Annotated in this window: 14 protein-coding genes; 11 read left to right on the forward strand and 3 right to left on the reverse strand. The window is 35.6% G+C overall.

Features of this window, described 5'->3' with window-relative positions; translation table 11 throughout:
* The first annotated feature begins 106 nt into the window (after positions 1-106).
* The 9 genes from BEN71_RS09680 to BEN71_RS09720 all read left to right on the forward strand — a co-directional run bounded on the left by BEN71_RS09680 (position 107) and on the right by BEN71_RS09720 (position 7,506).
* A complete protein-coding gene (locus BEN71_RS09680; protein ID WP_068975981.1) occupies positions 107-1,345 on the forward strand; it encodes an acyl-CoA dehydrogenase family protein in 1,239 nt (412 codons plus the stop codon).
* A gap of 187 nt (positions 1,346-1,532) precedes the next feature.
* A complete protein-coding gene (locus BEN71_RS09685; RefSeq protein WP_068975980.1) occupies positions 1,533-2,654 on the forward strand; it encodes a phosphotransferase family protein in 1,122 nt (373 codons plus the stop codon).
* Positions 2,651-3,349, forward strand: a complete 699-nt coding sequence (locus BEN71_RS09690) for a histidine phosphatase family protein (protein ID WP_068975979.1) — start codon at positions 2,651-2,653, stop codon at positions 3,347-3,349. Before BEN71_RS09685 ends, BEN71_RS09690 begins: the two co-directional genes overlap by 4 nt.
* Before the next feature lie 50 nt (positions 3,350-3,399).
* On the forward strand, positions 3,400-4,143 hold the full coding sequence (locus BEN71_RS09695) for an SDR family oxidoreductase (RefSeq protein WP_068975978.1): 744 nt from the start codon (positions 3,400-3,402) through the stop codon (positions 4,141-4,143).
* 29 nt (positions 4,144-4,172) lie between these two features.
* A complete protein-coding gene (locus BEN71_RS09700) occupies positions 4,173-4,511 on the forward strand; it encodes a hypothetical protein (RefSeq protein WP_227542671.1) in 339 nt (112 codons plus the stop codon).
* A gap of 79 nt (positions 4,512-4,590) precedes the next feature.
* Positions 4,591-5,301 carry an SGNH/GDSL hydrolase family protein gene (locus BEN71_RS09705; RefSeq protein WP_068975976.1) on the forward strand — a complete coding sequence of 237 codons (711 nt, stop codon included), beginning with the start codon at positions 4,591-4,593 and terminating at the stop codon, positions 5,299-5,301.
* Between the two features lie 32 nt (positions 5,302-5,333).
* Positions 5,334-5,684 (forward strand): hypothetical protein, encoded by a 351-nt coding sequence (locus tag BEN71_RS09710; protein WP_068975975.1) that lies wholly within the window; start codon positions 5,334-5,336, stop codon positions 5,682-5,684.
* A 202-nt stretch (positions 5,685-5,886) separates the two neighbouring features.
* Entirely contained in the window at positions 5,887-6,768 is an 882-nt protein-coding gene (locus tag BEN71_RS09715; RefSeq protein WP_068975974.1) for an IS982 family transposase, read from the forward strand.
* A gap of 147 nt (positions 6,769-6,915) precedes the next feature.
* Positions 6,916-7,506: a uracil-DNA glycosylase family protein gene (locus BEN71_RS09720; RefSeq protein WP_068975973.1), complete on the forward strand. Its 591-nt coding sequence runs from the start codon at positions 6,916-6,918 to the stop codon at positions 7,504-7,506.
* Positions 7,507-7,530: 24 nt separating this feature from the next.
* Here BEN71_RS09720 and BEN71_RS09725 read toward each other — a convergent pair whose 3' ends face one another.
* On the reverse strand, positions 7,531-8,394 hold the full coding sequence (locus BEN71_RS09725; protein WP_068975972.1) for a DMT family transporter: 864 nt from the start codon (positions 8,392-8,394) through the stop codon (positions 7,531-7,533).
* A gap of 146 nt (positions 8,395-8,540) precedes the next feature.
* Between BEN71_RS09725 and BEN71_RS09730 the strand changes: the two genes are divergently transcribed.
* The gene (locus tag BEN71_RS09730) at positions 8,541-9,929 is read left to right on the forward strand and encodes an aminotransferase-like domain-containing protein (RefSeq protein ID WP_068975971.1); all 1,389 of its coding nucleotides are present in this window, start codon (positions 8,541-8,543) and stop codon (positions 9,927-9,929) included.
* 77 nt (positions 9,930-10,006) lie between these two features.
* Here the strand turns inward: BEN71_RS09730 and BEN71_RS09735 are convergent, their stop codons facing one another.
* On the reverse strand, positions 10,007-10,444 hold the full coding sequence (locus tag BEN71_RS09735; protein ID WP_068975970.1) for a hypothetical protein: 438 nt from the start codon (positions 10,442-10,444) through the stop codon (positions 10,007-10,009).
* Positions 10,445-10,620: 176 nt separating this feature from the next.
* Here BEN71_RS09735 and BEN71_RS09740 point away from each other — a divergent pair, with 176 nt between their 5' ends.
* Positions 10,621-11,262 (forward strand): class I SAM-dependent methyltransferase, encoded by a 642-nt coding sequence (locus BEN71_RS09740; protein WP_068975969.1) that lies wholly within the window; start codon positions 10,621-10,623, stop codon positions 11,260-11,262.
* A 38-nt stretch (positions 11,263-11,300) separates the two neighbouring features.
* Here the strand turns inward: BEN71_RS09740 and BEN71_RS09745 are convergent, their stop codons facing one another.
* Entirely contained in the window at positions 11,301-12,779 is a 1,479-nt protein-coding gene (locus BEN71_RS09745) for a phospholipase D family protein (protein WP_068975968.1), read from the reverse strand.
* Between the last annotated feature and the right edge of the window lie 85 nt (positions 12,780-12,864).

Here is a 12,864-nt window from a genome sequence, read left to right on the forward strand (position 1 = left end):
TTTGTTCATATTAGTTTTTCAGCTAATGTAAGTAAAGCATCAATATTTATGAAAACAGATTATTTTTTTTAATTTATTTTTTCAATCATTTGACAGGAAGAGCAGGATGTTTGAACTTTCAGCACGCGCACAGGATTTTGTAGAACGCACAAAAGCTTTTATTAAAAATGAAATTGAGCCCGTAGAAACAGAATTTTGGAATGAAGTACATCATTTGAATCAAGGTGGTGATTGGACCAAATGGCAATGGCCTGCACAACTTGAAGTATTAAAAAATAAAGCGAAAGACGCTGGGCTTTGGAACATGTTCCTGCCAGATCCAGTATTGGGGGCTGGCTTATCTGTGCAGGAATATGCCCATATCGCAGAACTTTCAGGACGCAGTTTGATTGCACCAACCGTATTTAACTGCAATGCACCTGACAGTGGCAATATGGAAGTTTTGTGGCGCTATGGTTCAGAAGCCCAAAAAGAACAATGGTTGAAACCCTTATTAGCAGGAAAAATTCGCTCAGTATTTTGTATGACTGAACCTGCGGTTGCCTCATCCGATGCCACCAATATGCAAGCCACCGCTGTGGTCGATGGTGATGAAATTGTTCTCAATGGTCGTAAATGGTGGTCTTCAGGTTTAGGCGATCCAAATGCAAAAATCATTATTTTTATGGCGCATACACCTGATGAAACCAAAGACCGTCATCATCAGCATTCGATGGTTTTGGTACCTGTAGATGCTGTTGGCGTGACAATTGAACGTATGCTCCCTGTGTTTGGTGATTATGATGCACCGCATGGTCACGGTGAAATTAGCTTTAATGATGTACGAGTACCAGTGGCGAATTTTATTGGCGGTGCAGGGCAAGGTTTTGAAATTGCACAGGGGCGTTTAGGACCAGGTCGTATTCACCATTGTATGCGTTGCATCGGCGCTGCTGAAAAATCATTAGAGTTAATGATTGATCGTGGCATGAGCCGAACCGCTTTTGGTAAAGAAATTTTAAAACTCGGTGGAAACTTGGAGCGTGTTGCTGAAGCACGTGTTGCGATCGATCAAGCACGTTTATTGACCTTATATGCGGCATATAAAATGGATACGCAAGGCAATATGGCAGCACTGACAGAAATTTCAGCGATCAAAGTGGTTGCACCATCTGTACTTGAAAAAGTGGTCGATATGGCAATTCAACTGCATGGTGGTATGGGCGTTTCACGCGATACACCATTGACAGGTTTCTTTGCACAAGCACGTTCACTCCGCTTGGCTGATGGTCCAGATGAAGTGCATAAAGGCATGATTGCAAAACTTGAACTTAAAAAACGTGGTTATGGATCACGTAAAAAATAAGCTTATTAAAGTTTGTGAATTTTAGTGAATAAAGTCCTTATTTGATTCAAGATGTTATATAAATAGATTGATGATTTTTAAAGTATATATTTTGCAACTAAGGGCTTTAAAAAGATGAGATTTCAGACATATCTCAACCAAAGTGATGCACGTTTGAAATGTCAGAGAATTAATTCAGGGAAAAAACATGTCGGTGATTGATGTTGGTGGAAATGTGCGTGAAGGTGAGGAACTGGATATTCGTGCAGTTGGAAATTGGCTCATTGAAAATGGTTCAGAAATTTCGGGGAATGTCGAAGTCACTCAATATTCTGGTGGTGCTTCAAATTGGACTTATCGCTTAAAGTATGACAATGCAGATTTAATTTTACGTCGCCCACCGAAAGGCACCAAAGCCAAATCCGCACATGACATGGCGCGTGAATTTAATGTACAAAATTGGCTTTCACCATATTATCCTGTACTTCCTGAAATGGTTGCATTATGCCAAGACGAATCTGTTATTGGCTGCGATTTCTATGTGATGAAACGCATTGAAGGTATTATTCCACGTGCCAAACTTCCAGCTGAATTGGATTTTAATGAAGAACAAGTCCGTGAATTGTGTATCAATGTTTTAGATAAACTAATTGAATTACATCAAGTTCCTTATCAAGGCACCAAGCTAGAACAACTCGGAAAAGGGGATGGTTATTGTCGTCGTCAAGTTGAAGGCTGGGATAGTCGTTACGAGAAAGCCCATACCATCAATGTGCCAAGTTTTAAATATGTTCGTAAATGGTTGAGTGAAAATATTCCTGCTGATTCGACCAGTTGTGTAATTCATAATGACTGGCGGTTTGATAATGTGATTCTTGATCCAAACAATCCAACTCAAGTGATTGGTGTATTGGATTGGGAAATGGCAACGATCGGTGATCCATTGATGGATTTAGGTTCTGCTTTGGCGTATTGGGTTGAAGATACCGATAACCAAATTTTCAAAGCCACTCGTCGCCAACCGACCAACTTAAAAGGTATGTTCACGCGTAAAGAAGTGGTTGATTATTATCTAGAAAAAACAGGTTTAAAACCTGAGAACTGGATATTCTATGAAGTTTTCGGCATTTTCCGTTTGGCAGTGATCGCACAACAAATTTACTATCGTTATTATCATAAACAAACCGATAATCCTGCATTTAAGGATTTTTGGATTGTGATACATGCCTTACATATTCGTGCTTTGAAATTGATTGGTATGCAAAAAATTGAAGCCAATGAAGTAGCACATAAATATATTGAAAAATTTAAGGAAATATTAGGAAAATGACCACAATCTATCTGGTTCGTCATGGACAGGCATCTTTTGGTGCAGAAAGTTATGACAAACTTTCTCCCAATGGCGAATTGCAAGCCAAAATTTTAGGACAATATTTCGATAAAATTTTGAAAGAAGAACCTTATGTCGTTGCAGGTTCAATGCAACGACATCAGCAAACAGCCAATTTTGCTTTAGCGGAATGTTTTCCTGAAGCAAAAATCGTGACAGACAGTGCTTGGAATGAGTTTAATCATCAGCAAGTTTTTGCGCAGTATGATCCACGTTTTAATGAACCGCACTTGCTTAAACAGGAAGTGGCTAAAGAAAGCAGTCCACGCGCATATCTCGCCAAGATTTTTGAAGGGGCGATTGAGCGCTGGACAGGTGGAGAATTTCATCATGAATATGATGAAGCTTGGCCAGATTTTAAAAATCGTGTTGAAACGGCGTTACAAAATCTCTGTGATGAATTGGCAAAAACTAAACCACGTTATGCAGTTGTATTTACTTCTGGCGGTGTCATTTCTGTGGTTGCAGGTAAGCTTTTAGAACTGAGTCCAAATAAAACTTTTGCTTTAAATTGGGCGATCGCAAATACCAGTTTAACAACATTGCGTTTGGTGGGAAATGAACCGCAATTGCTCAGTTTAAATGAACATCATTTTATCAAAGCTGAAGATCCACAATTATTGACTTGGATTTAAGTTAAAGAGAGAAAAACAAGCGAGAAATTCAAAGGATTAAAGGTATTGTCATGGCAAAAACGATTTTAATTACAGGTGCAAGTTCGGGTATCGGTGCAGGAATGGCACGTGAATTTGCACAAAAAGGCTATAACTTGGCGATTTGCGCACGTCGTTTAGAGCGTCTTGAAACATTAAAACAAGAACTTGAATCAAAATACGGCGTAAAAGTCATTGCAAAAACTTTGGACGTGACCCATTACGAACAAGTATTTCAAGTCTTTCGTGAGTTTAAACAAGATTTTGGCAACCTAGATCGAATCATTGTCAATGCTGGTGTTGGTGATGGTCGTCGTATTGGGAATGGTAAATTTGAAATTAACCGTGCAACGGTAGAAACCAATTTTATTTCTGCTTTGGCACAATGCGAAGCGGCTGTCGAAATATTCCGTGAACAAAAGTTTGGTCATCTCGTTGTGATCTCGTCAATGAGTGCGATTCGTGGTATGCCTAAACATTTAACGGCTTACGGCGCAAGTAAGGCAGGTGTTGCAGCATTGGCTGAAGGTATTCGTGCGGAATTGATTGATACTAAAATTAAAGTTTCAACAATTTATCCTGGTTATATTCGTACTGAAATCAATGAAGGTGCTAAAAAATTACCTTTCGAAGTCGATGTTGAAACTGGTTCACATTTATTGGTTAAAGCCATTGAAAAACAACCTGTTAAAGCTTATGTTCCACAATGGCCATGGTTACCATTAGGACTTGCTATGAAAGTTTTACCATTGAAAATTGTCAATAAATTGGGTTAAGTAACGAGCTATTTGATCTAAAAAATGTGATGAGTGATAAAATAAAATATGTTTTATCACTCAATAAAAACAATAATCAAAATAAAAGGTTTGACCCTATGTATGCAATCTTAGGTTTTATTGTCAGTAGTGTTTTGGTCATCATTGCGCGAGTGAGTTATTTATTTTTCTTTGATAAATCCTGTGAAATTCAACTGTGCCTTTTACAACTTTCCGAAACCCAAAAAGTGATGTATATCGGTGTTATTTTAATCGGATCTTATAATGCACATTTGATCTCAAAGGGTAAGAAAAATTCAATATTAATTTTTGAATTTATTGGGACATTTATATTTGCTTTCGCCTTGAATTTTTTAAATTTGGGATAAACATCCTTTTTAATAGATTTTAGTCAGTAACATTTTTCGATATGCTTATACTGGTAAATATTCTTTTGAATGGTATTCAATGTTTTTAAAAATTTCTACTGTTGCTTTAATCCCTGCATTATTGATTCAAGGCTATCATGTAAAAAAGAATACGCTTCGTTTACCAGAAGCAATAGGTATTCGTTATGGAAAAGTTGGTCAAGGAAAACCATTATCTATTTTAATTTTGGGTGATTCCGCTGCGGCGGGTGTCGGTGTAGAAACACAATCAGATGCATTATTGGGTGCTGTTTTAGATGAATTAAAACAAGATTTTGAAATCAGTTATCAACTGGAAGCAAAAACAGGCGATACCACGTTACAAGTTTTAGAAAGAACTCAGTTACTTGAGAGTCATGATTTTGATGTAGTGATTACATCTGTTGGTGTTAATGATGTGACAAAGTTAAGCTCACCGAGAAAATGGATTCAGCAACAACAAGAATTTTATAAAACAATTGAAGAAAAATTCACTCCCAAATTAGTATTAGTCACTGGTGTACCACCAATGAATCTATTTCCAGCATTACCCAATCCGCTTGGATGGCTATTTGGACAGTATTCAAGTGAAATGAATCAAAAATTAGCGCGGTTTGTAAAAAGTAAACCTAATTATCAATTGATTCAATTTGATTTAGCCCATTTTAAAGCATTGAATTTAGAAATGGCGGAGGATGGTTTTCATCCAAGTAAAGAGATTTATCAACTTTGGGCAGGGGAATTGGTGAAAAAAATTAAGCTTCTATTTTGATGTGTGATTTCAAGGTTAGGCAGAAGGCATAAATGAATCATCTTAGCATCATTACACAACTGATTATTGATATTTGGAATAGTCAACAAAATGTTGTGCTATCAGAATATTATGTGCAGGATGCTCAACACTATACGATTGAAATACTAATCATACGCTCAACTAATATGAGGACAAATCAAAGAAAAATTATCCTGTGTTATGATGAATATCGAGATGTTTATGGGGATGCGACCGATTTATATATACACGCAATCCGTAAAGAGTTTGATCAACTTGAAGATACGTTGTCATTTATTTTTCAAATGAAAAAATTGGATGATTTATATCAACTTTTTAAACTGAATTATAGTAGACGGTTTAGAAAACTTATTCAAAAATAAAGGTTTAATCTTTAGTAAAATTAAAAACATCACTTTTTTTTAAGTGATCTAAGATGTCACGACAACTTATTGTAATTAAAAGTCTAAATGTACAAAATATGTGCATAAATATATTTTAATACGCGAATCTCAACTTTTTAACTCATTGAAATATAAAGGACATAACCCAATTTAATTTTCGACCAAGAAAACAAACTAAGTTATGTCCATTCACGAATTTATCATTTCTATTTACTTAATCATAGAGGAAGTATATCTCCTCATTGTCACAAAACCCTTAAGAACCAGAGGTTTTCCACCTGCTTTAAGTGATATTGAAATTATCACCATGCAAATTTTTGGAGAGTTTCTCAGCCTAGATTCAGATAAAAATATCTGGATGTATTTCAAGCATAATTGGATTGAGTGGTTTCCTCAGTTAGGTTCATATCCTAATTTCTGCAAGCATTGTGCAAATTTATGGAATATTAATCAACAAATTACAGCAAAACTAAGTTCTCGTTTTGGTGCTGATAATATTCATTTTATGGATGGTTTACCGATTCCTGTCTGTCGTTATGCGAGAGCAAAAAAGCATAGAAACTTTAAAGCATCAGCAGGCTTTAGTTATTGTGCGGCAAAACAGGAAAAATATTACGGGTTTAAAGGGCATATCGTGATTAATTTATCAGGGATGATTACGAACTATACTTTTGCTCCAGCAAATTGTGATGAAAGAGATGTTGCACCTGAAATTACACAAAACATTTATGGTTTATTGGGAGCGGATAAGGGATATATAAGACCTGAATTAAAACAATATTTTAGGCATCAATATTTAGACTTACAAACACCTTATAGACGAAATATGGTTGATCTAAGACCAAAAGAATCAATCAGAATATTGATGAATGCTCGAAGGAAAATTGAAACTGTTATCGGTCAGTTGACTGACCGATTCAACACTCAAAAAGTAAGGGCAAAAGATCTGTGGCATTTAACACATCGAATTGTTCGTAAGATTCTTTCACATACTCTTTCAGTTATTCTAAATATGAAATTAGGGAATCCTCCTATACAGCTTGAAACCCTAATTAAAAGTTGAGATTGGCGTATTTTAATAGAAGATTAGAGCCGAAAAAAATGCTAAATATCTATCATAATAAAATAATAGAATTATATTTAAAATAATTGTGCAGTTTTGACGGATAGGCTTTAAACTAATTATTTAAAAGTCTATGACAAGTCAATAATGTCAGATCAAATTATCGAAACCCACCCATTACAACCATTCCTACCCCAGAATGCCAAACTGTTGATGCTTGGAAGTTTTCCGCCGCCTAAAACACGTTGGAAAATGGATTTCTATTATCCAAACTACCAAAATGACATGTGGCGAATTTTTGGTTTAATTTTTTTCAATGACAAAGATTATTTTTTAGATTTACCTAATAAAAATTTTAAAGAACAATTGATTCGAGATTTTTTAAATCAAAAGGGCATTGCGATTTTTGACACGGCGTATCAAGTGATTCGTTTAAAAGGAAATGCATCTGATAAATTTCTACAGATTGAAACACCGACAAATCTAAAATTACTTTTAGATCAAATGCCTAAATGCCATAGCATTATGACCACAGGGGATAAAGCGACAGATACTTTAATGCTTTCAATGCCAGATGGAACTGAAAAACCACAAATCGGGCATTCAGTACAAACAGTATTTGATAATCGTACAGTGACTTTATTTCGTATGCCATCATCATCACGTGCTTATCCACTGGCTTTAGATAAAAAAGCCGAAGCTTATAATAGCTTATTTAAAGAAATAGGCTTACTTTAAGTAAGTTAAAATTGGTAATTTAGATTAAGCATATTTTTTTGCAATAGTGACACATACAACCACTGCAAAACATACAACAATCATCGCTAGACTAATTTTTTCACCCAATAAAAGTGCGGATAACATTAAACCAATAAAGGGCTGAACCAATTGGATTTGACCGACTTGCGCAATACCACCAAGTGCTAAACCTTTGTACCAAAAAACAAAACCTATCAACATGCTAAAAAGTGATACATAAATAAGTCCAGCAATTTCAGCGATATAAATATGGTCAAAATTTACAGGGAAATAATAAATACTCATAATGAGCATCAAGGGTAAAGAGATGACCAAAGCCCAACAAATCACTTGCCAACCGCCGAGTTCTCTTGAGAGTTTTCCACCTTCCGCATAACCCAAACCACAAGTGATAATTGCAGCAAACATGTATAAATCACCTAAACTCAGTTTTAAATGCTGATTTTCATAAAACATGTAAGCGACAACGATCGTGCTACCAATCAAAGCAAACAGCCAAAAAGGCAATGATGGTTTTTCACCGCCACGCAACACTGCAAATATTGCTGTAGATAGTGGTAATAAACCCACAAATACAATTGCATGTGCTGAAGTCACCGTTTGTAGAGCCAGTGCTGTAAATAGCGGAAAGCCAATCACTACACCAAAAGCAACAATGATTAATGATTTAAACTGAAGCCTATTTGGCTTTGGTTGTTTAAAAGCATATAAACAAAGCAATGCGATCATACCTGCGATTGCTGCACGTGCAGTGGTTAGAAATTCTGGGCTAAAACCCATCACGGCGATACGTGTCGCAGGCAGTGAACCTGCAAAAATGGTTACGCCAATAAAACCATTGATCCAGCCAATATTTGTCTTATTCATTTTTTACTACTCAGTAGAGTTAAAATGATTTAACTGCACTGGCAAATAAATGAATAGATACACTACAATACAGTTTTAAATAACTGTTATGTATTGTAAAGCAGTACAATTTAGGTTTTAGACAAATTTTATTGGATAGCTATGTCATGGCAAAAACAAAAATAGATCAAACCATGCAAATAATTCGAGATCAAATTGCCAATAAAAGTTTAATCGTGGGTTCACGCTTACCCTCAGTTCGCCAATTTGCGATACGTTTAAATTGCTCTGTTTCAACAGTTGTCGAGGCTTACGCAAGATTAGTGGCGGAAGGTGTTTTAGAATCTCGTTTAGGCTCTGGCTACTATGTATTGGGTAAGACAAAAACATTTACCATTGTCGAAACAGAAGTGCAGTATCAACGTGAAGTAGATCCTTTATGGATTTCAAGACAATCTTTAGATGCAAAGTCAGATGTGCTTAAACCTGGATGTGGTTGGTTACCCAGTAATTGGATGCCTGAGCAGTCTATTCGTAAAGCATTAAAACAAGTTGCGAAGTCTGAAAATATACTCTTAACAGACTATGCAACACCGCATGGGCATTTAGAATTACGTCAATTGATCGCTAGGAAAAAAGAGGCACTTGATTTAAAAACTCAACTTAACCAAATTTTTATTACGGATTCTGCGACACAATCGATAGACCTTATTTTTAGGCACTTACTACAAGCAGGTGATGTAATTCTGATTGATGATCCTTGTTATTTTAACTTTAGAGCGTTAATCCAAGCGCATCATTTAAAAGCTGTGCCAATTCCATTTACTGCTAATGGTCCAGATGTTGAAAAGTTTGAACAAGCTTTAACACTTAAACCTAAAATTTATTTAACGAATTCAGGGATTCATAACCCAACAGGCACTTCGGTTTCATTACAAACAGTGTATCAAATTTCAAAACTGGTTGAACAAGCCAATATACTAATCGTCGAAGATGAAATTTTTTCAGATTTTGAATACACACCAGCGCCACGTTATGCGGCTTTAGCGGGTTTCAAGCATGTCATTCAAATTGGTAGCTTTACCAAAACACTTTCAGCAGCCGTCCGCTGTGGCTATATCATTGCCGAGTCAAAACTGATTGATCAACTCATTGATTTGAGAATTGCGACCAATTTTAGCAATAGCCATTTGAATGCAGAGATTGTTTATCAAGCCTTGATTGATGGGAGTTATCCAAAGCATTTAGATTGGCTCAAAAAACAACTTAATAAAGCAATGAATGATACGATTCAAAAACTTGCCGTTTTAGACATACATCCATTAAATGTTCCGACTGCTGGAATTTTTTTATGGTGTAAATTACCGATAGGAATTCAAGCAGCCGAATTATCCAAATTATGTCTTAAAAGCGATGTCATTTTGGCACCAGGAAATTCATTTAGCCAAGCTGAAAACGCAGGAGAATTTATGCGTTTTAATGTCGCACAATGTATTGATAAAAAAGTTTTTGATGTACTCGAACAGGCAATACAGCAATTGAAACTGAGCGATTAGAACTTAGTCATTTGACATGACAAATTTAGTTTGCGGTTTCAAAGTAATTAAATGATATGACTTTAATATTAAATCACTTATCCATCATATTCGACATAATCCCACAGGTTTAATCGTGATTTAATTTCTTTACGTATATTTGGAATCAGCGGTAATAATGTGCCATCAATCCATAAACTAAGTGCTTGAGTACTGATTTTATTGTTATCTGCATCAACCAGCTGAACACCTTTTATTATCAATAAGGTTTCTTCAAGAGTTGTCGTTTCAATGCCTTTAAACAGCACTTGTAATTCATGTCCTGTATCTAAAATCAGCCATTCCAATTCGATTTGAATGTTTTCATTAGATTTGAGTACTGCTTGACCTTGTAAAATAGCTTGATCCGCTAAGCAATCATATTCCACACGAACTTTACTGAGATGCCAGTGTTGACCTTTTAAATCATCTAAGGTTTTACGAGGCGTTAAAATATCTTCAAGATTGAACTGTTTACTTAAATCAAAAAATTGCATTTAGGGAGAAACTTAAACAAATAAAAGTGGAACAAAAGAATAGGACGGCATAATAAAACATTTACAAAGTTGAGTAAAACGATTCACCTTATTGATTCAAAATATGTATAAATGGGAAGCGAATAATGATTGTAAGATTCAACTTATCTTGAAGAAAATAAATGTAGGATCAAGTTATGGATGTAAAAGAAGTGCCAAGTCCGATTGATTTAAAGAATCCGCAAGATGCTTTAGTGTGGGCAAATGAAGTCAATGAAAAACGACCGTGGCGTTATGAATTCTTTGACTATTATGTCGATTTTGCTAAAAAGATCAGTCAAAAAATGAATAATGAAAATAGGGCAATCCATTTGCTTGAAATTGGTTCAGGACCTGGATTTTTAGCCAAACATTTATTAACTCAGTGTGGTGATATTCAATACACAGCAGCTGACTTTTCAGAAGCTATGCATGCACTTTCTAAAAGCAAGTTATCAGCCAATGAGTTACAAAGAACTGAATATATTCTTTGTGATTTTAAAACAGCTGAATGGAGAGCGCAGTTAGCTCAATATGATGTGGTGATTATTCATCAAGCTTTACACGAACTGAGACATAAGCATTACGCGACACAGTTTCATCAAGAGGTTAAATCACTTTTGAAACCGCAAGCTGTTTATTTTGTTTGTGACCATATCTTTGCACCAGACGCGATGAAAAATAACGAACTTTATATGTCTCAACATGAGCATTTTCAGGCATTAAAGAATGCGGGATTCAATGATGTAGCTTTAGTTAAAGAAATTAAAGGCTTATGTTTATTTGAATGTTATGTATAGTCATTTTTATGAGTAATTTTAATGTAATGACATTCATATTACATCATCCATTCAATGGGTAAATATGACACACTGTACATCATGAATCTTTGGAATCTTGTTGTTTCAGGGTCAACTTTATATTCAACGACTTTTCCATCTGAACGATGATCTCGCCAAATGATTTGCCCTTTGGGATCAAGTTTAAGTTCGTAAGCAACAGTGAGCAATGTACGGTCTAATAAGTGTGAAATCTGTTCTTGTAATGGGTCGGATTCAACAACCAAACCCACCTCAGTATTGATATTGAAAGATCTTGGGTCGAGATTAAATGAACCAATAAAAACTTTATTATCTATTTCTATAAATTTCGCATGTAAACTCGATTTATTTTTCCCTTTTTTGGGAATCACATTACCCGTAACAACTTCATACCAAGTACGGCGCTTACGCTCTATATAAGGCTTAAATTCATAAAGCTTTGCACCACCTTTGAGTAGATCCACACGATATTTTTGATAAAAAGCATGTACTAAAGCAACATCATTTGCCACAAAAGAATTGGTTAATATCCTGACATTTACATTCTGTTTAGGAAATTGATTGATAAAATTTACCCCGTTTTTTGTCGGAACAAAATAAGCAGCAATCAAGTCCATTTCTTCTTTAGGATCGCCAAGATGTTCTCGAATTTGATGAGAAATCAATTCACTTCCTTGGGCATGCCCTAAACTTTTCTTTGGTGAATCTGCAAGAAACTCTGCTTTAGCCCAACTGACTTTATTCTGATTCAATTCATTCGCAAGTTCTTTCTGCTCAAGATCAACTTTTGCATCGGTCGCTTTGTCTTTCTGTTCTAATTGTTCAAAATGACCACGTAACAGCAGAAGGTCTTGCGTTGTACCTTTCGGAATAAATTGCTCAACTGGGTAGCTTAGTTCAAAGTTCCAAAAATCTGTAAAAACCTCATTGGCACGATGTACTGCATGACCAAAAAATAAAATATCCATATCAGTAAATTGGAAAGATTCACTGGCATCAAAATATTCGCTACTGATATTACGCCCACCTGTCACAGCAATCGCACCATCGGCAATAATCAATTTATTATGCATACGATGGTTAACTTGATTCATGCGGAGCAAATAATCCATCACACGAAATTTTCGATATTTATAAGGGTTATAGAGTTTGATCGAAATATTGGGATGGCTGAGTAACGCACTCAGTTGATCATCAATTTTTGTGCCATTTTGATCATCAATTAGCAATCTGACTTTAACACCGCGATCAGCCGCTTTAAGTAATTCATGCAACATGAGATTGCCAATAAAATCATCAGCCCAAATATAGTATTGCAAATCAAGGTTATGTTTAGCTTTACGGATTAAGTGAATACGAGATGCAATACTCTGATAAGCATCATTCATGGCGAGATATGCAGTTAGCCCTTGAGTAAGCATATTTTTTACTTGTGGTTCATTGATCCATTGTTCTGGATGTTCTGCAATTTGTTGTACTTCTGTTGATTGATTCATAGGTAGGCTACATCCAGAAATGATAAATGTGCATAGCATTATTACGAGTGTAGGCTTCAAATAATTCATTTTTTTGAAATGAGTA

Source organism: Acinetobacter wuhouensis, from assembly GCF_001696605.3.
GTDB classification, from domain to species: domain Bacteria; phylum Pseudomonadota; class Gammaproteobacteria; order Pseudomonadales; family Moraxellaceae; genus Acinetobacter; species Acinetobacter wuhouensis.

Coding starts and splice junctions, on each gene's coding strand:
- BEN71_RS09680 (WP_068975981.1), top strand. CDS start 107: ATGTTTGAACTTTCAGCACGCGCACAGGATTTTGTAGAACGCACAAAA.
- BEN71_RS09685 (WP_068975980.1), top strand. CDS start 1,533: ATGTCGGTGATTGATGTTGGTGGAAATGTGCGTGAAGGTGAGGAACTG.
- BEN71_RS09690 (WP_068975979.1), top strand. CDS start 2,651: ATGACCACAATCTATCTGGTTCGTCATGGACAGGCATCTTTTGGTGCA.
- BEN71_RS09695 (WP_068975978.1), top strand. CDS start 3,400: ATGGCAAAAACGATTTTAATTACAGGTGCAAGTTCGGGTATCGGTGCA.
- BEN71_RS09700 (WP_227542671.1), top strand. CDS start 4,173: ATGAGTGATAAAATAAAATATGTTTTATCACTCAATAAAAACAATAAT.
- BEN71_RS09705 (WP_068975976.1), top strand. CDS start 4,591: ATGTTTTTAAAAATTTCTACTGTTGCTTTAATCCCTGCATTATTGATT.
- BEN71_RS09710 (WP_068975975.1), top strand. CDS start 5,334: ATGAATCATCTTAGCATCATTACACAACTGATTATTGATATTTGGAAT.
- BEN71_RS09715 (WP_068975974.1), top strand. CDS start 5,887: ATGTCCATTCACGAATTTATCATTTCTATTTACTTAATCATAGAGGAA.
- BEN71_RS09720 (WP_068975973.1), top strand. CDS start 6,916: ATGTCAGATCAAATTATCGAAACCCACCCATTACAACCATTCCTACCC.
- BEN71_RS09725 (WP_068975972.1), bottom strand. CDS start 8,394: ATGAATAAGACAAATATTGGCTGGATCAATGGTTTTATTGGCGTAACC.
- BEN71_RS09730 (WP_068975971.1), top strand. CDS start 8,541: ATGGCAAAAACAAAAATAGATCAAACCATGCAAATAATTCGAGATCAA.
- BEN71_RS09735 (WP_068975970.1), bottom strand. CDS start 10,444: ATGCAATTTTTTGATTTAAGTAAACAGTTCAATCTTGAAGATATTTTA.
- BEN71_RS09740 (WP_068975969.1), top strand. CDS start 10,621: ATGGATGTAAAAGAAGTGCCAAGTCCGATTGATTTAAAGAATCCGCAA.
- BEN71_RS09745 (WP_068975968.1), bottom strand. CDS start 12,779: ATGAATCAATCAACAGAAGTACAACAAATTGCAGAACATCCAGAACAA.